The sequence below is a fragment of the Kitasatospora sp. Ki12 genome, assembly GCF_054601375.1.
Window position 1 is genome coordinate 299,479 of sequence record NZ_BAAIHT010000002.1, and the last position, 19,715, is coordinate 319,193.

Annotated in this window: 7 protein-coding genes; 4 read left to right on the forward strand and 3 right to left on the reverse strand. The window is 76.1% G+C overall.

The window, feature by feature from the left end:
• The first annotated feature begins 212 nt into the window (after window positions 1-212).
• From ACYP53_RS19020 to ACYP53_RS19030, 3 genes are read left to right on the forward strand one after another with little or no spacing between them, the layout of a single operon-like run.
• Window positions 213-1,208, forward strand: coding sequence for a TauD/TfdA family dioxygenase (locus ACYP53_RS19020; RefSeq protein WP_459648207.1), 996 nt, complete (start codon window positions 213-215; stop codon window positions 1,206-1,208).
• Entirely contained in the window at window positions 1,195-7,683 is a 6,489-nt protein-coding gene (locus tag ACYP53_RS19025; protein ID WP_459648208.1) for an amino acid adenylation domain-containing protein, read from the forward strand. Before ACYP53_RS19020 ends, ACYP53_RS19025 begins: the two co-directional genes overlap by 14 nt.
• Window positions 7,680-14,924: an amino acid adenylation domain-containing protein gene (locus tag ACYP53_RS19030; protein ID WP_459648209.1), complete on the forward strand. Its 7,245-nt coding sequence runs from the start codon at window positions 7,680-7,682 to the stop codon at window positions 14,922-14,924. The genes ACYP53_RS19025 and ACYP53_RS19030 overlap by 4 nt, the downstream gene beginning before the upstream one ends.
• A 54-nt stretch (window positions 14,925-14,978) precedes the next feature.
• On the opposite strand, the gene ACYP53_RS19035 is transcribed toward ACYP53_RS19030, so the two are convergent.
• From ACYP53_RS19035 to ACYP53_RS19045, 3 genes are all read right to left on the reverse strand, one after another.
• Window positions 14,979-15,695, reverse strand: a complete 717-nt coding sequence (locus tag ACYP53_RS19035) for a helix-turn-helix transcriptional regulator (protein ID WP_459648210.1) — start codon at window positions 15,693-15,695, stop codon at window positions 14,979-14,981.
• Window positions 15,692-16,300, reverse strand: coding sequence for a helix-turn-helix transcriptional regulator (locus tag ACYP53_RS19040; RefSeq protein ID WP_189926472.1), 609 nt, complete (start codon window positions 16,298-16,300; stop codon window positions 15,692-15,694). The genes ACYP53_RS19035 and ACYP53_RS19040 overlap by 4 nt, the downstream gene beginning before the upstream one ends.
• 282 nt (window positions 16,301-16,582) lie before the next feature.
• The gene (locus tag ACYP53_RS19045) at window positions 16,583-18,253 is read right to left on the reverse strand and encodes a phospholipase D-like domain-containing protein (RefSeq protein ID WP_459648211.1); all 1,671 of its coding nucleotides are present in this window, start codon (window positions 18,251-18,253) and stop codon (window positions 16,583-16,585) included.
• A gap of 319 nt (window positions 18,254-18,572) precedes the next feature.
• Here ACYP53_RS19045 and ACYP53_RS19050 point away from each other — a divergent pair, with 319 nt between their 5' ends.
• On the forward strand, window positions 18,573-19,715 hold the full coding sequence (locus ACYP53_RS19050; protein ID WP_459648212.1) for a polyprenyl synthetase family protein: 1,143 nt from the start codon (window positions 18,573-18,575) through the stop codon (window positions 19,713-19,715).

Here is a 19,715-nt window from a genome sequence, read left to right on the forward strand (position 1 = left end):
CGCGTGCCGAAGCCCGTCGGCCTGCCCCTGCACAGAGCGGAACGGCCGCCCGGGCCGGAAGAGAAGGACACGCAGCGGGCCCGGAGGACGCGCTGCCGACAGGGCTGCTGGTTGTTCTCTCGCCGCACCCGGCCCGGCCCGAGAGGCTGAGGCGCATGACTGCGAACCCCTCACGCCCGGCCGCGACCGCGGATCCCACGGGAGAGCGCGCCGTGGAGTCCGCCCTTCCCTTCGTCCTGTCGGCGGACGCGCCGGGTACCCCCGTGGCCGAGTACCTGCCCGCCGCCCGTCCCCTCCTCCGCCGGCGGCTCCTGGAGCACGGCGCGGTCCTGCTGCGCGGTTTCGACGTCGGCGGGGTCGACGGGTTCGCCGGCGTGGTCGGGGCGGTGTCCGGCGAGCCGCTGGCCTACACCGAGCGCTCCTCGCCGCGCAGCACCATCAAGGGCCGGGTGTACACCTCCACCGACTACCCGCCGGCCGAGGAGATCTTCCTCCACAACGAGAACTCCTACCAGGCCGTCTGGCCCCGCACCCTGTTCTTCCACTGCGTACGGGCGCCCGAGACGCTCGGCTCGACCCCGCTCGCCGACGTCCGCCGGGTCCACGCGGCGATCGACCCGGCGGTGCGCGCGGAGTTCGCGGCCCGCGGCTGGATGGTGGTGCGCAACTTCACCGAGGGCTTCGGGGTGGCCTGGCAGCAGGCCTTCGGCACCGAGGACCGGGCCGAGGTGGAGCGGTACTGCGCCCGCAACGGCATGACCGCCGAGTGGACCGCGACCGGCCTGCGGACCAGGGCCCGGCGCGAGGCCGTGCACCGGCACCCGGAGACCGGCGAGCCGGTCTGGTTCAACCACCTCGCGTTCTTCCACGTCACCACGCTGGGGCCCGAGGTCTGCGGCGGCCTGCGGGAGATGTACGGCGAGGCCGGCCTGCCCACCAACACCTACTACGGCGACGGCGAGCCGGTGCCCGACGAGGTGGTCGCCCACCTGCGGGACTGCTACCGCGCCGAGCAACGCCGCTTCGACTGGCGGCCCGACGACGTGCTGGTGGTCGACAACATGCTGGCGGCGCACGGCCGCGAGCCCTTCACCGGACCGCGGCGGATCGCCGTGGCCATGGCCGAGCCCTGGTCCGCGGCCGACGCCGCCCAGGCCCGCGCCGCCCGCACCGACACGCCCGGGGAGGCGTCCGATGGCACCCGATGAGACCGGCTCCCCCCTCTCCTTCGCCCAGGAGCAGCTCTGGTTCGTCGACCAGCTGCGCTCCGGCGCCTCGACCGAGTACCTGCTGCACGAGGCGATCCGGCTGCGCGGCCCGCTGGACGAGACCGCGCTGACGGCCGCGCTGACCGAGGTCGCCGCCCGGCACGAGATCCTGCGCACCCGCTACGCCGCCCTGGACGGCGCCGGCTCGCAGATCGTCGACGACCCGGCGCCGGTCGAGCCCCGCCGGGTGGACCTGAGCGCCCTGCCCGAGGCCGAACAGCTGGACCGGCTCCGGGAGTTGAGCGCCACCGAACGGCGGACCCCGATCGACCTGCGCACCGCGGCGCCCTGGCGGCTGACCCTGGTACGGCTCGGCGAGGCCGACGCGGCCCTGCTGGTGACCGTCCACCACATCGCCTTCGACGCCGGCTCCTGGGTCGTGCTCGCCCGCGAACTCGACGCCCTGTACGGCGCGTTCCGCTCCGGCGAGCCGTCCCCGCTGCAACCGTCCGCGCTGGAACCGCCGCCGCTGCAGTACGCGGACTACGCCCAGTGGGAGCGCGACCGCTGGGAGGCCGACGCCGAGCGGACGGAGCGCCGCCGCGGCTACTGGCGCGAGCGGCTCGCCGGGCTGGAGCCGCTGGAGCTGCCCGCCGACCGGCACCGCCCGGCACTCTGGGAGCCGGCCGGCGCCGACGTCACCTTCACCGTGCCCGCCGGGTGCGCCGCCCGGCTCACCGAGCTGGGCCGCGGCCGCGGCGCCACCCCGTTCATGGTGTACCTGGCCGCCTACCAGCTGCTGCTGGCCCGGCACGCGGGCCGCGAGGACGTGGCCGTCGGCGTGTCGGTCTCGCGCCGCGACCAGCCCGAGCTGGAACAGCTGCTCGGCATGTTCCTCAACACCGTGGTGCTGCGCACCGACCTGTCCGGCTCACCGACCTTCCACGACCTGCTCGGCCGGGTCCGGGAGAGCGTCCTGGACGCCTACGACCACCAGGACGTGCCCTTCGACCGGGTCGTCGCGGACCTCGCACCGGAGCGCGACCGGTCCCGCAACCCGGTGTTCCAGGCCGCGTTCGCGCTGCACACCACCGACCCGCAGCCGTTCCGCCTGGCCGGCCTGGACGTCGGCCTCGTCCCGGCCGCCGTCACCACCTCCGCCTTCGACCTCTCGCTGCACCTCGACGAGGAGCCGGACGGCTCGCTCACCGGGCGCTTCCTCTACCCGACCGCCCTGTTCGACCACGCCCGGATCGAGCGAATGGCCGGCCACCTGCTGCGGCTGCTGACCCAGCTGGCCGAGCAGCCGGACAGCCCCGTGCACCGGCTGGAGCTGCTCACCGAGGCCGAGTCACGGGCGCTCGACGCCTGGAACCCCGCCGACGCCGACCCCGACCGGCTGTGGTCCGGTCCGTCGCTGCCCGAGCTCTTCCTCGCCCGGGCCGAGGCCACCCCGGACGCGGTGGCCGTGGTGGCCGGCCCGCTGAAGCTGACCTACGCCGAACTCGCCGACCGGACCCTGCGGCTGGCCCACCGGCTGACCGCGCTCGGGGTCGCCCCGGAGACCCCGGTCGGGGTCGCGCTGCACCGGGGCGCCGACCTGGTCACCGCGCTGCTCGCGGTGCTCACCGCGGGCGGGGTGTACGTGCCGCTCGCCCCCGACCACCCCGCCGACCGGCTGGCGTACCTGGTCGCCGACGCCGGGGTGGACCTGGTGATCACCGAGGAGGCGCTGCGCGACCGGCTGCCGGACGGGCCCCGGCTGGTCCTGCCGGGCGACGATCAGCCCGACGACGGCTCCAAAGACACCGAAGCCCTCACGGCGCCCGTCCCCGTCGACCCCCGGGGCGCCGCGTACGTGATGTACACCTCCGGCTCCACCGGCCGCCCCAAGGGCGTGGTGGTGCCGCACGCGGCCATCCGCAACCGGGTGCTCTGGTCGGTCGAGCACCTGGACCTCGGCCCCGGCGAGCGGCTGCTGCAGAAGACCACGATCGGCTTCGACGCCGCCGTCTGGGAGTTCCTCTCCCCGCTGGTGTGCGGCGCCACCGTGGTAATGGCCCCGGCCGACGCCCACCGCGACCCGGCCGTGATGGCCCGGGCCGCCGCCGAACACGGCGTCACCGTGCTGCAGCTCGTCCCCTCGGTGCTGCGGCTGCTGCTCGCCGAGCCCGGCCTGGCCGACTGCACCGCGCTGCGCGTGGTCTGCTCGGCCGGCGAGCCGCTGCCCACCGAGCTGTGCGAGCGGCTGCGCGACCTGCTCGACGTCCGGGTCGTCAACACCTACGGCCCGACCGAGTGCGCGATCGACTCCACCGCCTGGCCGTACGACGGCACCCGGCGGGACGGCGTCGTCCCGATCGGCCACCCGCTCACCGGGGTACGGGTCCACGTGGTCGACGCCCACGACCGGCTGGTGCCGGTCGGCGTGCCCGGCGAGCTGTGCGTGGCCGGCGTCGGCCTGGCCCGCGGCTACCTGGGCCGCCCCGGCCTCACCGCCGAGCGCTTCGCCCCCAACCCGTACCCGCGGACCCCCGGCGAGCGCTGGTACCGCACCGGGGACCTGGTGCGCCGCCGCGCGGACGGCGCGCTGGAGTTCCTGGCCCGGCTGGACGAGCAGGTCAAGGTCCGCGGGGTGCGGATCGAGCCCGGGGAGATCGAGGCGGTGCTCGCCGCCCACCCGGCGGTCCGGGCCGCCGCGGTCGCCACCCACCGCTCGGCGGCCGGGGACCTGGAACTGACGGCCTACGTGGTGCCCGTCCCGGGCGCCGCGGCCGGCCCCGAGGAGCTGCGCGCGCACCTGGCCGCCCGGCTGCCGGAGGCGATGGTCCCCTCGGCCGTCCTGGAACTGGACGAACTGCCGCTGACCCCCAGCGGCAAGGTCGACCGCAAGCTGCTGCCCTCGCCCGAGGGCCGCGAGCGCGGCACGGGCCGCGCGTGGACCGCCCCGCGCACCGCCGCCGAACGGTCCGTCGCCGAGGCGATGGCCGAGGTGCTGGAGGTGGACCGGGTCGGCGCCGAGGACGACTTCTTCGCCCTCGGCGGCCACTCGCTGCTGGCGATCCGGATGGTCCTGCGGCTGCGCCGCGGCCTCGGCGTCGACCTGACCGTCGGCGACCTGTTCGGCGCCCGTACCGTCGCCGCGCTGGCCGCCCGGGTCGACGCGGCCCGCGCCGCCGACCCCGAGGACGGGCCCGCCATCCGGCCGGTGGTGCGCACCGGCGAGCTGCCGCTCTCCTTCGGCCAGCAGCGCCTCTGGTTCCTGGACCAGCTGGAGCCCGGCAGCGACGAGTACCTCGTCCCGCTCGCCGTGCGCCTGCGCGGCCCGCTGGACGTCGAGGCGCTGCGCGGCGCCGTGGACGCCGTCGCCGCCCGGCACGAGGTGCTGCGCACCCACTACCTGCCGAACGACGGCGACCCCCGGCAGGTGATCGACCCGCCCGGCCCGGTGCCGTTCTGGCTGGTCGACCTCGCCGGGACCGCCGACGCCGAGGCACAGGCGCACCGGCTGGCGGCCAAGGCCGGCAGCCGCCCCTTCGACCTGGCGGCCGAGTGGCCGGTGCGCGTCACCGTCGTGCGGATCGCCCCCGACGACCACCTGCTCGCCCTGACCCTGCACCACATCGTCTGCGACGGCTGGTCGACCGGCCTGCTGCTGGCCGACCTGGACCGGGCCTACCGGGCGCTCGCGGCGGGCGAGCCCTCGCCCCTGGCCCCGCAGCCCGTGCACTACGCGGACTTCGCGGTCTGGCAGCGCGAGCGGGAGGACGCCGGCGGGCTGGCCGGGCAGCTCGACCACTGGCGGGAGCGGCTGGCCGACCTGGTGCCCGTCGAGCTGCCCACCGACCGGCTGCGGGCCGCCGTCCGGGACACCCGCGGCGCCACCTTCGACACCACCGTACCGGCGGAACTCGGCCGCGAGCTGGCGGAGTTGGCCCGCCGCAGCGGGGTGACGCCGTTCGTCCTGCTGCTGGCCGCCTTCCAGGTGCTGCTGGGCCGCCACACCGGGCGGGAGGACGTCGCGGTCGGCACCCCCGTCGCCGGGCGGACCAGGCCCGAGACCGAGGACCTGGTCGGCTTCTTCACCAACACCCTGGTGATCCGCACCGACCTGGCCGGCGATCCGCGCTTCACCGACCTCCTGGACCAGGTCCACCGGGCGTCCGCCGACGCTCTCGCCCACCAGGACGTGCCGTTCGAGCACCTGGTCGACGCCCTCCGGCCGGACCGCGACCTCTCCCGCAACCCGCTGTTCCAGGTGATGTTCGAGCTGCAGCACGCGGACGACCTCCCCGCCTCCCTCGGCGCGGCCACCGCCGAGTGGGTCGACGCGGGGCCCGCCGTGGCCAAGTTCGACCTCACGGTGACGGTCACCCAGCACGAGGACGGCCGGCTGCGGGTCTGGTTCGAGTACGCCACCGCCCTGTTCGACCGGGCCACCATGGACCGCCTGGCCGGGCACTACCTGACCCTGCTGCGGGCCGTCGCCGCCGCCCCGGACGCCCGGCTCGGCGACCTCGGCCTGCTCACCGAGCCGGAGCGGCACCAGCTGCTCGACCTGTGGCCCGACCCGGACGGGCACCGCACCGCCGCCCTGGACCCGGCCGACGAGCACGGGCTCTGCGTGCCGCAGCTGATCGAGCGGGCGGCCCGCCGCACCCCGGAGGCGGTCGCGGTGATCGCCGGGCAGGAACGCATCGGCTACGCCGAGCTGAACGCCCGGGCCAACCGCCTCGCCCACCGGCTGCGCGACCTCGGGGTCGGACCGGAGACCGTGGTCGCCTCCTGCCTGGAGCGCAGCGCGGCGGCGGTGGTCACCCTGGTGGCCGTGCTCAAGGCGGGCGGCGTGTACGTGCCGCTCGACCCCCGGCACCCGGCCGACCGGCTGTCCTTCATGCTGGACGACGCCGGCGCCGAACTCGTGCTCACCACCGCCGAGTTCGCCGACCGGACGGCCGGCGGCCGGTACCGGACCGTGCTGGTCGACGACAAGCCCGGGGAGGACGGCGAGCCGACCGACCCGGCTCACGACACCGACCCGGTGCCGTTGGCCGGGCCCGCCGACCTGGCCTACGTCATCTACACCTCGGGCTCGACCGGCCGCCCCAAGGGCGTGATGATCGAGCACCGCTCCTACGCCCACCACTGCCGGGTGATCGCCGACGCCTACGGCATCGCCCCGGGTGAGCGGGTCGTGCTGCTGTCCGCGCTCACCTTCGACGTCGCGATGGACCAGATCGCGGCCACCCTGGTGGCGGGCGCCACCGTCGTGGTCGGCGACCCGGTCTTCTGGACCCCGGCCGAACTCCCCGCCCGGCTCGCCGAGTACGGGGTGACGATCCTGGAGATCACCCCCGCCTACTACCGCGCCGTCCTGGACTCCCCCGACCTCGGCCGGCTGACCGCGCTCAAGCTGATGAACGTCGGCAGCGACGTCGTCACCGTCGACGACGCCCGGCGCTGGGCGGACACCGGCCTGCCCGGCCGCTTCCTGTGCAACTACGGGCCCACCGAGGCCACCGTCACCTGCCTGCTCCACCCGGTGGACGCGGCCGGCGAGGCCGGCCGGCAGGCCTCGGCCGCGCTGCCGATCGGACGGCCGGTGGCCGGCACCCGGGCCCACGTCCTGGACGCCGACCTGCGGCCCGTCCCGGTCGGGGTGCCCGGCGAACTCTGCCTGGGCGGGGTCCGGCTCGCCCGCGGCTACCACCGCCGCCCCGGCCTGACCGCCGACCGTTTCGTCCCCGACCCGCTCGCCACCGCGCCCGGGCAGCGGCTCTACCGCACCGGCGACCTGGTCCGCCGCCGCCCGGACGGCGCCATCGAGTTCCTCGGCCGGATCGACCGCCAGGTCAAGCTGCGCGGCCTGCGGATCGAACTCGGCGAGATCGAGGCGGCGCTGGCCCGGCACCCCGCGGTGCGGGAGGCCGTGGTCGTCGCCGCGCCCACCGCGCCCGGCGAGCGGCAGCTGGTCGCCTACCTGGTCGCCCGGCCCGGCGAGGAGGTCCCGCCGGTCGCCGACCTGCGCGCCCACCTGCGGGACCTGCTGCCCGAGTACATGATCCCCGCGCGCTGGACCCCGCTCGCGGAGTTCCCGATGACTTCCAGCGGCAAGGTCGACCGCAAGGCGCTGCCCGACCCCGCCCCGGCCGGCGCCGAGGAGACGGCCGTCCACCTGCCCCCCGAGGGCCCGGTCCAGGAGGCGATCGCGGCCGTCTGGTCCGAGATCCTCGGCCTGCCCCGGGTCGGCGCCCGGGACGACTTCTTCGCCCTCGGCGGGCACTCCCTGCTCGCCACCCGGGTCCTCGCCGCCCTGCGCGAGGCCTTCGCGGTCGACCTGCCCCTGCGGCGACTGTTCGAGGCCACCACGGTGGCCGCCCTGGCCGACGCGGTGCGGGAGGCCGTCGAGGCCGACATCGACCGGCTGACCGATGACGAGATCGAGGACCTCCTGTCCCGGAAAGGTGTGCGATGAGCGAGACCGCTGACCGCTCCGCCCGGCGTGCCGAGCTGCTGCGCCGACGGCTGGAGGGCGGGGCCGCGCCCCGCCCCGCCGACGGCATCGGCCGGGCCCCCCGCACCGGCCCGCTGCCGCTCTCCTCCGCCCAGCGCCGGCTCTGGATCCTGGACCGGATGCGGCCGGGCGGCACCGAGTACCTGATGACCGCCGCCCTGCACCTGCGCGGCCCGCTGGACCACCGGGCGCTGCACACCGCGCTGGACGCCCTGCCGGCCCGCCACGAGGTGCTGCGCACCCGCTACCCGGTGGTCGGCGACGAACCCGTCCAGCTGGTCGACGAGCCGTCCCCGGTGCCGCTGGACGAGCTGGACCTGCGCGAGCTGGACCGCCCCGCCGCCGAGGCCAGGATCGACGCCCTGACCAGCTCCGAGCGCCGCCCGGTCGACCTCGCGACCGGCCCGGTGCTGCGCGCCACCCTGGCCAGGCTCGCCGAGGACGAGCACGCGCTGCTGCTGACCTTCCACCACATCGCGGCGGACGGCTGGTCGGAGGACCTGCTGGTCGCCGAGTTCACCGCCGGCTACGCGGCGGCGTGCTCCGGGGCCTCGACGACCCCGGACCCTTCCCCCTTGCAGTACGCCGACTACGCCGTCTGGCAGCGCGAGCGGCTGGCCGGCGCCCCGTCCGAGCGGCAACTGGCGTTCTGGCGCGACCGCCTGGCCGGTCTCCCCCCGCTGGAGCTGCCCACCGACCGGCCCCGGCCGCCGGTCTGGGACTCCGCGGGCGACCAGGTGCCGGTGGCCGTCCCGGCGGACACCGCCGGCCGGCTCACCGCCCTGGCCCGGGAGCACGGCGCCACCCCGTTCATGGCCCTGCTCGCCGCCTACGCCGTCCTGCTCGGCCGCTGGAGCGGGCAGCGCGACCTGGCCGTCGGCACCCCGGTGGCCGGCCGGGACCGCGCCGAACTCCAGTCCATGGTGGGCCTGTTCCTCAACACCCTGGTCCTGCGGACGGACCTCTCCGGCACCCCCTCCTTCACCGACCTGCTGCGCCGGGTGCGCGAGGGCGCGATGGACGCCTACGCCCACCAGGAGCTCCCGTTCGAGCTGCTGGTGGACGAGCTGGTCCCGGAGCGCGACCCGTCCCGCAACCCGCTGTTCACCACGATGCTGCTGTGGGAGGACGCCGCGACCGCCGGCGCCGTACCGGCCGGCGGGCTGACCGTCGGCCGGCTGCCGGTCGGCGAGAGCAGCGCCAAGGTGGACCTCACCCTGGGCCTGACCGAGCAGCCCGACGGCTCGCTGGCCGGCGGGATCACCTACGCCTCGGCCCTGTTCGACCGGGCCACCGTCGAGCGCTTCGCCGCCCAGCTGGCCCGGCTGCTGGAGAGCGCCGTCGCCGCGCCCGGGCTGCCCGTCCACGAACTGGACGTCCTGCCCCCGGCCGAGCGCACCCTGCTGCTGGAGACCTGGAACGACACCGCCCGCGGCTACCCCGCCGGGACCCTCACCGCCCTGGTCGAGGCCCAGGCCCGCCGCGTCCCGGACGCTCCCGCGCTGCGCGACCAGGGCGTCACGGTGTCGTACGCGGAGCTGAACACCCGGGCCAACCGGCTGGCGCACCGGCTGCGCGCCCTCGGCGTGGGCCCGGAGTCCGTGGTCGGGGTCCGGCTGCACCGGGGCGCCGAACTGGTGGTGGCGCTGCTGGGCGTGCTCAAGGCGGGCGGCGCCTACCTGCCGCTCGACCCGGAGTACCCGGCGGAGCGGCTGGCCTTCATGCTCGCCGACTCGGGCGCCCGGGTCGTGATCGGCCAGCGCAGTGCCGGGGCGGCCCCGGCCGACGGCGGGGTCCTCCCGGTGGACATCGCCGAGGACCTGTCCGGCCTGCCCACCGAGGACCCGGCGCCGCTCTGCGAACCGGGCCACCCGGCGTACGTGATCTACACCTCCGGCTCGACCGGCCGCCCCAAGGGCGTGGTGGTGGAGCACCGGGCGATCACCAACCGGCTGCACTGGATGCAGGAGGCCTACCGGCTGGGCTCCGACGACCGGGTCCTGCACAAGACGCCGACCGGCTTCGACGTCTCGGTGTGGGAGCTGTTCTGGCCGCTGGTCACCGGTGCCACCATGGTGCTCGCCAAGCCCGGCGGCCACCGCGACCCGGCCTACCTGGCCGAGCTGATCGCCGGGGAGGGCGTGACCACCCTTCACTTCGTGCCGTCCATGCTGCGCGAGTTCCTCGCCGGGGAGCTGCCCCCGCTGCCCGCGCTGCGCCGGATGGTCTGCAGCGGCGAGGCCCTGCCGGGCGAGCTGGCCGAGGCGGTGCACCGGCGGATCGGCTGCGAGCTGCACAACCTCTACGGCCCGACCGAGGCCGCGGTGGACGTCACCGCCGTCCGCTGCCTGCCCGGCGAGGCCGTGACCATCGGCCGGCCGATCGCCAACACCCGCACCTACCTGGTGGACGCCGACCTGCGGCCGGTCCCGATCGGCGTGGCCGGTGAACTGCTGCTCGGCGGCGTGCAGTTGGCCCGCGGCTACCTGGCCAGGCCGGGCCTGACCGCGGAGCGCTTCGTCCCCTCCCCGTTCGCCACCGCCCCCGGCGAGCGGCTCTACCGCACCGGCGACCGGGCCCGGCTGCGGCCCGACGGCGCGATCGAGTACCTCGGCCGGCTCGACGACCAGGTGAAGATCCGCGGCCAGCGGGTCGAACCCGGCGAGATCGAGGAGGCGCTGGCCTCCGCGCCGGGCGTGGCCGCGGCCGCGGTCACCGTCCACGACGGCCGGCTGGTCGCCCACCTCGCCCCGCGCGCGGTGGACGCGGCCGCGGTGCGCGAGCACCTGCACCACCGGCTGCCCGCCCAGCTGCACCCGGCCCACTGGCTGCTGCACGACGCCCTGCCGCTCACCCCCAGCGGCAAGACCGACCGCCGGGCGCTGCCCGCCCCCGACGGCAGCCGCTCCGCGCTGGCCGGGGAGTACGTGGCACCCGGGGACGCCCTGGAGCAGACCCTCGCCGAGGCGTTCGCCGGGGCCCTCGGCCTGGACCGGGTGGGCGTCCGGGACAGCTTCTTCCAGCTCGGCGGCGACTCGATGCGCGCCATCCGGGTGGTCGGCGCCCTGCGCGAGCGGGGGATCCGGCTGGCCGTGCACGACCTGTTCACCCATCAGCGGGTCGGCGAACTCGCCGCCCTGGTCCGCGCCGCGGACGCCGCAGGACCGGACCAGGGCCCCGGCGCCGGGCCGGACGACGGACCGCTGGTGCAGCCGTTCGCCCTGATCGGCGCGGAGGACCGGGAACGGCTGCCGGACGGACTGGCCGACGCCTACCCGCTGGCGCAGACCCAGGCCGGCATGGTCTTCGAGATGCTCGCCGCCACCGACCGGGCGGTCTACCAGAACGTCTCCTGCTACCGGGTACGCGACGAGGAGCCCTTCGACCCCGACACCCTGCGGGAGGCCGGGCGGCTGCTGGTGGAGCGCCACGAGATCCTGCGCACCACCGTCGACCTCTCCGGCTACTCCCAGGTCCTGCAACTGGTCCACCGGCACGCCGAACTCCCCGTCCGCACCGAGGACCTGCGCGGCCTGCCGGCCGCCGACCAGCGGGCCCTGGTGGACGGGTTCCTGACCGCCGAGCGGCGCCGGCCGTTCGACCTCGCCACCGCCCCCCTGCTGCGGTACGCCGTCCACGTGATCGACGACCACGAGTGGTGGCTGACCCACACCGAGTGCCACGCCATCCTGGACGGCTGGAGCCACACCTCCGTGGTCGCCGAGCTGATCGCCCTCTACCGGGCCCTGCGCCAGGGAAAGCGCCCCGACCTGCCGCCCCCGCCGGACGTACGCTTCGCCGACTTCGTCGCGCTGGAGCTCGCGGCCCTCGACTCGGCCGAGGACCGCGCCTTCTGGGCCGAACGGATCGGCCGGCACGAGAAGTTCGAGCTGCCCCCGGGCTGGGCCGGCAGCGAGCAGGACGAGCGGGCCCACATCGTCGACGTCGACCACGAGGACCTGCTGCCGGGCCTGCGCCGGCTCGCCGCGACCGCCGGCGCCTCCCTGAAGAGCGTGCTGCACACCGCCCACCTGGCGGCCCTGGGCGTCGCCACCGGACGCACCCGGTTCTTCACCGGCCTGGTGACCAACGGCCGCCCCGAACGGGCCCGCGGCGACGAGGTGATGGGGCTGTACCTCAACACCGTGCCCTTCCCGGCCGACCTGTCCGCGCCGACCTGGCGCGCGCTGGTCGCGGACGTCTTCGCCGACGAGGCCGAGCTGTGGCCCCACCGCCGCTACCCGATGCCGGCCATGCGGCGCGAGTGGGGGCCCGACGCCCCGCTGGTCGAGGCCGCCTTCGGCTACCTGGACTTCCACGTGCTCGACTGGGAGTCCGGCGACATCGGGATGGTCGACGACTTCAGCCCGAGCGAACTCGGCCTGGAGGTCTGGACCTTCCCCGGCGTGCTGCGCCTCGGCGCCCGGCCCGCCGTGGTCGGCCGCCCTCAGCTCGCCCTGCTGGGGCGCGTCTACCGCCATGTGCTGGAATCGATGGCCGCCGACCCCGAGGCCGACCCGCGCGCCCTGACCCTGCCCCCGGCCGACCGGGCGGCGGCGCTGCGCGCCGGGCTCGGCCCCCAGGCGCCGAGCCCCGAGGCCGGGTCGGTGCACGAGCTGGTGGCGCGCCAGGCCCGGCGGACGCCGCACGCGACGGCGCTGCGCCACGGCGAGGAGACCGTCGGGTACGCGGAGCTGGAGGACCGGGCCGCCCGGCTCGCCCACCGGCTGCGGACCCTCGGCGTCGGGCCCGACACGGTCGTCGGACTGCACCTGCCGCGCACCCCGGACCTGGTCATCGCCCAACTGGCCGTGCTCAAGGCGGGCGGCGCCTTCCTCCCGCTCGACCCGGCCTACCCGGCCGACCGCCTGCGGCACATGCTGACCGACGCCCGCGCGGCCGTCCTGCTCACCACCCGCGAGCTGCGGCCCACCCTGCCCCCCGACGCGCCCGGCACGGTCGAGGTGCTCGACCCGGAGGCGTACGCCGCGCTGCCGCCCTACGCGCCCGAGGGGCCCACGGACCCCGAGTCCCTCGCCTACCTGATCTACACCTCGGGATCGACCGGCCGGCCCAAGGGCGTCGGCGTCCCGCACCGGGCCGCCCTCAACCTGCGCCAGGCCCAGTGCGGACCGCTCGACGTGCGGCCCGGCGACCGGGTGCTCCAGTACGCCTCGCCCAGCTTCGACGCGTACGTCTGGGAGCTGCTGATGACGCTCACCCACGGCGCCGAGCTGGTGCTGCCGCCGCCCGACACCGACCCGGGCGACCTGCGGCAGCAGTCCGCCCTGGTCACCCACATGACCGTGCCGCCGTCCCTGCTCTCCCAGCAGGACCCGGCCGACTTCCCGCGGCTGCGGGTGGTGGTCTCGGCGGGCGAGGCCTGCTCGGCGGCCCAGGCCTCGCGCTGGTCGCGGCACGCCACCTTCGTCAACGCCTACGGACCGACCGAGACCGCCGTCTGCGCCACGCTCGCCCCGGTCACGGCCACCGGCGACGACCGGCCGCCGTCGATCGGCGGCCCGATCGCCGGGGTGTCCGCGTACGTCCTCGACGAGGGCCTGCGGCCGCTGCCGGACGGGGTGCGCGGCGAGCTGTACGTCGGCGGCGACGGCGTCGCCCGCGGCTACCTGAACCGCCCGGCGGCCACCGCCGCGGCGTTCGTCCCCGACCCCTACGGCGGCCTGCCCGGCGCCCGGCTCTACCGCACCGGCGACCTGGTGTCCCGCTCGGCCGACGGCACCCTGCAGTACCACGGCCGCCGCGACCACCAGGTGAAGGTGCGCGGCCTGCGGATCGAACCGGGCGAGATCGAGGAACTGCTGCTCGGCCACCCCGACGTGGCCGCCGCCGCCGTCACCGTGCACCGCGGCGCCGGCCCGGACGCCACCCTGGTGGCGTACACCAGGGCCGTGCCCGGCCGCACCGCGGACCCGGCCGGGCTGCGCGAACACCTGCGCGGCCGGCTCCCGCAGGCCCTGCTGCCGACGCACTACCTGGCCGTCGAGGAGTTCCCGCTCAACCCGGCCGGCAAGGTCGACCGGGCGGCGCTGCCCGCCCCGGACGCCCTGCGGCCGCAGCTCGGCTCGGCGTACGCCGCGCCCTCCACCGACCTGGAGCGGGCGCTCTGCGAGGCCTGGGGCGAGGCGCTCGGCGTGGCCGCGGTCGGCGTCCACGACGACTTCTTCGACCTGGGCGGGCACTCGCTGGCGATGATGCGGATCGTCGCCACCCTGCGGGCCCGGCACGGCCTGGAGCTGCGTTTCCGCTCCTTCATCGAGAACCGGACGGTGGCCAGGCTGGCCGCCGAGCTGGAGTCCGCCCGGGCGGCCGAGGAGACGGACACGGCCGAGGGGACCGGCGGCGCCCTGGTCTGGATCCGCGAGGGAGGCACCGGGACCCCGCTGTTCTGCGTCCACCCCGGCGGCGGCAGCGCGCACTGGTACCTGCGGCTGGCCCCGCACCTGGACCCCGACCTCCCGGTGGCCGCCTTCGAGTGGCCCGGCCCGCACGACAGCCCGACGGCACCCGGTGCCGAGGAGATGGCCGAGCGCTACCTCGCCGAACTGCGCCGGGCGCAGCCCGCCGGTCCGTACCGGCTGTTCAGCTGGTGCGGCGGCAGCGGGATCGCCTCGGAGCTGGCCCACCGGCTGGCGGACGCCGGCGAGGAGGTCACCTTCCTGCTGCTCGACCCGGGGCTGGACGCCCACCGGCGGGCCGAGGGCTGGCGGGAGTTCGCCCTGATCCAGCGGCTGGAGCAGCTGACCGCCGAGCTGGCGCGGGGCGGCGCCGCGGCCGACACCCCGGCCCGGCGCCAGGAGATCCTGGAGCTGCTGGACCACCTGGTGGACGACGTCGACGAGGAGACCGGGATCACCCTGCCCGAGGAGGGCATCGGCGAGGTCTGGCCGCGCGAGGCGCGGATCTGGCGCGAGGTGATGGAGATGGACCTCGCCTACCGGCACCGCCCGTTCGCCCTCCACCTGCACCTGATCGCCAGCGACGAACTGGCCCAGGGGCGCCACGAGGTGTCGTACGGCCAGGAGTTCGCCGACTACGTGCGGCGCTGGGGCGAGCTGGCCACCGGCGGCGTGACGGTCCACCGGATCGGCGGCGACCACTTCGGCGTGATGAAGCCGCCGTACGTGTCCGACCTGGCGGGCGTGATCGAGCGGGTGATCGCCGCGGACGCCCGGGAGTAGCCGGGTGCGGGCCGGTGGGGCGCCGGGAACGGCGCCCCACCGGGTCAGCGGCCTCTAGATCAGCCCGGCCCGGACGGCGTGCGCCACGGCGTGGGCCCGGTTGCGGACCTGCAGCCGCGCCATCAGGTCGTAGAGGGCGTTCTTCACCGTGTGCTGGGAGCAGGACAGCGTCCGGGCGATCGCGGCGTTGTCGTGGCCCTCGGCGACCAGGGCGAGCACCAGGGACTGCCGGGCCGTCAGCGGCGTGCCGGGGCGCGGCGTGCCGGTCTCCTCCGCCCCGGCGGGGAACAGCCGCAGCACCACGCCCTGCGGGATCATCCCCTCGCCGTGCCGCGCGGTGCGGACGGCGGCGGCGAGCCGGTGCGGGGCGGTGTCGGTGGCGCGCAGCATGGCCCGCGCGCCGGAGCGCACGGCGCGCAGCACCCCGCCCGCGGTGAACCGCTCGGCGACCAGCAGCACCCCGGGCTCGGCCCCGGACGGCCCCGGTGGCGGGCAGATCCCGAGGGCCTCCTCGACCGTCCCGCCGACGGCGACGGTGACCGCGCCCGGCGGTCCGTCGAGGGGTCGGCTGCCGAGCACTTCCACGCCCGCCCGTCTCAGCGCGCCGGCGAGGGTCTCGTACCCGGCGAGGTCGGTGGCCCGGAGGTAGGCGCGCAGCCGGTGGCCCGCGGCGGCCTGCGCCCGGTCGGCCGCCGGGGACGGGTACGACGGGCCGGTCGGCGTCCCGGGCAGTGTCCCGGCCGGCGCCTCGGCCACCGCCGCGCCGCTCACAGCAGCCCTCCGCGCAGCGCGAAGGCGACCGCGTGGGCGCGGTTGCGCAGCCGGAACCGCTGGGTGATGTCGCGCAGCACGGTCGTCACGGTCCGCACCGAGTAGCACAGCTCCCGGGCGATCTCCTCGGTCTCCCGGCCCTCGGCGACCAGCCGCAGCACCGTGCGTTCGCGGTCGCTGAGGCCGGGGCCGCCGGCGTACGGCCGCGCCGCGCCCTCCCGGTGCTCCAGCAGTTCGTCGAGCAGGTCGGCGGACATGGTGCAGTCGCCGCCGGCGGCCGAGAGCACGGTGCGCACCAGGCGGTCGGCGGTCACCTCGCGGCGGCGCAGCAGTCCGGCCACGCCCGCGGTGATGGCCTGGCGCGCATCGGCGGCGACCAGTTCGGTGGCCACCAGGACCACTTCGGGCCGCTGCTCCTGCTCACGGGTGGTGGTGACCAGGTCCAGGGCCGGGCGGTCCACCTGGTCGACGATCACGACCGCCACCCGGGCGGGCTCGTTCGGGAGCACCAGGGCGACCTCCGGACTGTTGCCCAGGGTGCTGGCGGCTCCCGCCTCCAGGACGGGATCCAGTGCTACGACGCTGACGGACAGGGCATTCCCCATAGAGCGGCTCCTCGATCGACGCGCGGTGAGTCCTCCTGGGCCTTGAGCATCGGTCGAGCCCGGCTCGAGCCGCATGGGGGATGCTCCCCCGCATTCCGCCCACGCCCGAGGCCGCCCCTGCCCCGGACCCGCCGGAGTCCCCCGTGGCCTGCCGGAACACCGCCGACCGCGGTGCGCCCCGGGCCGTGGCACACTCCGGCCCGGGGCCGCATGGGGGGATCGCCCCCAGGTTTCCGGCGGCCCCGGGCCGGGTGGTGGGGTGTCAGCCCCGGTTCACCGGTGTCAGCCCTGGCAGAGGCCGCGGGTGTAGTCGTACGTCGCGGCGGTCTGGGAGTACTGCCACTGCGGGGCGAGCAGCCGCTCGTCCAGCTGGGCCGCGGCGGTGCGGTTCTCGACGACGTAGCCGAAGTCCTGCAGCCAGGCCGGGTAGAGGTTCTTGGAGCCGATGAAGAAGGCGGATCCGTCGACCGCGACCAGCTTGTGGTGCAGCGCGTAGGGGTGGCCGTCGGCCCAGGTCGCGGTGGGGGCGGCGCGGAACGGGGCGAGCTGCAGGTTTCGGCACATCGTGGCCTTGGCCTGCGCCGGGTCGCCGAGGCGGGCGGTGAGGCGGGCGGCGAGGGTGTCGCTGATCTCGTTCACGGACTTGATCTGCGAGTAGCCGCCGCTGCCGACGGTGCCCCGGTTGCCGGGGTCGCTGACCACGATGCGGACCTTGACGCCCTCGGCCATCTTGGCCGCGAGCAGGTCGAAGGTGCGCACGTCGTAGCGGGGCAGCGGCGGGCAGGTGCCGGTGACGTCCTGCTGGGAGATGTCGATCCGGCTGCCGGCGCTGGCGATCAGCGCGCGCAGGGCGTTCTCCTCCGGGTTGACGGTCTCGTAGTCGCGGTCGGCGTTGGTGTTGTCGTGCAGGCCGATCGGGCCGCACTTGAGGTCGTCGACGGCGGGGACCGGGCCGGGGCGGTAGGCCGAGGCGGAGTCCTTGTCGCGGATGCCGACGCCCAGGCCGCCGACGGCGATCACCTGCTGGCCGCCGGTGGCGGGCACCTTGTCGGCCGGCGGGTTGTGCCGCTTCTCCAGGTCGGGGGTGCAGCCGGCGCCGTTGGTGGAGGCGAACCAGGCGGCCGAGAAGACCCCGGTGTTGCGGCAGGTCCAGTCCCACAGGGTGTCCAGGTAGGCGCCGGCGGAGGCGGCGGCCGGGCCGTTCAGCGCGAGGTCCACGTCGGTCACCGGGTGGGCGGTGTCGAGGTAGTCGTTCTTCCAGTTGTTGATGCCGCCGGTGACGACGCTCTGTCCGTCGACGACCAGCAGCTTGGAGTGGTTCCAGGAGAACGCGGTCTTGGCAGTGGTCATCGAGGCGACCTCGATGGTGACCCGGGCGGCGGCGGGGCCGAGCTTGGTGACCAGCTCGTCGCGGTACTTCGACGGCAGCGCGGTGATGTTGTACAGCGGCGCGGCTCCGGCGAGGATCCGTACGTGCGGGCTGTTCCCGGCGGCCACCGAGGCCTTGAGGCCGTCCACGATCGCGTCCTGGAAGGCGCCCTCGGGGAACGGCGCGAGGGTGGATATGTCGACGGTGCGGGTGGCCCGGGAGATGTTCTCGCGCATCTTGTCGAGCAGCCGGCGGGTGCCGGTGCGCTCGGTGCAGGAGGGGTCGCCCCAGCAGCCGGGGGTCTGCAGCAGCCAGCCGCCCGGGTCGTCGGCCGGAGCGTCGAGCCGGTTGCCCGCGGTGCGCTGCCAGACCGTCCCCTCCAGCCCGGGGGACACCTGGCGCAGCGTCCGTTCCACCGCGTCCAGGTGCGGGGTGGCCTCGCTCTGCGCGGCCGGGGCCGGGGCCGGCACGGGGGCCTGGTCGGCGAAGGCGGGGACGACGGGCAGTACGCAGACGGCGGTGGCGAGGGCCAGCGCCGATCCGGCGAGACGGCGGCCGGAACGGCGGGACTGGTGATCGAGCACGTACGGGTCCTTCATGAGAGGCCGGGGACGTTCACCCGGGCGACATCAGTGGATTACCCAAGGGTAACCTGATGTGGTGTCAGGATCCTGCCAACACCGGCGCCCCGCCACCCGCCGGGTCGGCCGTACACGAGCTAACATCCTGGCCCCGGCCGGGAGTTGACCCCGACCAGGCCTCTTCGGAAATATCGCCGACCGGACCGGACGGGCCCCTCACCCCCGCCCCCGGACCCGGCATACGGATGACAGTGGTTCCGGACCGCGCGCCGTCCGCCGTTCGGTCCACCGCGTTCCCCGCGCGCGACCCTAGGCTGAGCGCATGGTTATGGCACCCGCCGAGGACGTCGGGCCGTTCGGGGACGGCACGCACACCGGGGCCCGGCCCCCCGGGATCGAGCACCACCTGGACCGGCTCTGCCCGCCCTCCCCCGGCGGACTGGACGTCTGGCTCCCCGGCGGGCACGACCGCGGCCTGTCCGCCGGCACCGCGCACGCCCTCGACCGGCGCCTGCACCGGGCCCTCGCGGAACCCGTCCGGCACATGGTGGACGCGGGCGGCCGACGCTGGCGCCCCACCCTGCTGATGAGCATCGTCGACCTGCTCGGCGGCGACGGCGAGCGCTTCGGCGTCCTCGCGGCCGCCCTCGAACTCGCCCACACCGGCTCACTGGTGGTCGACGACGTCCAGGACGGCTCGGCCGTGCGCCGCGCGAAGCCCGCCGCCCACGCGGTGTACGGCGTGCCCGTCGCCCTCACCGCGGGCACCTGCGCCTACTTCGCCTTCGACCGGGCCATCGCCCTGTCCGCCCCCGACGAACCCGCGCTGCAGGGCCGGATGCGCGAGGTCCTGCTCGCCGCCCTGCGCGCGGCCCACGCCGGACAGGCCCTCGACGTCCAGGGCCACCACCGCGAGATGGACCACGCCCTGGCCACCGGTGACAACGGCCCGCTGCTGGAGCTGGTCCTCGCCACCCACCGGCTGAAGTCCGGGGCCCTGGTGGGCGCCTGCTGCCAGATCGCCGCGATCGCCGCCGGCGCCGACGCCGCGCTGGGCACGGCGCTGCTGCACTGGGGGACGGCGCTCGGCACCGCCTACCAGATCGCCGACGACGTCGCCGACCTGCGCGGCGTCACCGACCCGGACGGCACCCCCACCAAGCAGGTCGCCGAGGACCTGCGCGGCGGCAAGGTCACCCTGCCGCTGGCCCACGCCGTCACCCTGCTCCCCCGGCCCGCCGCCCTGTGGGCCACCGTCCGCGACGGCGAGGCCACCGAGGCCGAGGTCAACGCCGCCCGCCACGCCCTGCTGGAGTGCGGCGCCGCCACCGCGAGCGAGCACGACGCCGACCGCCTCTGCACCGACGCCTGGCACGCCCTCGAACCCCTGCTCCCACCCACCCCCGACACCGCCCGCCTGCACGCCGCCGGCCACCACGCCGTCCGCGCCCGCCGCCCGGCCTGA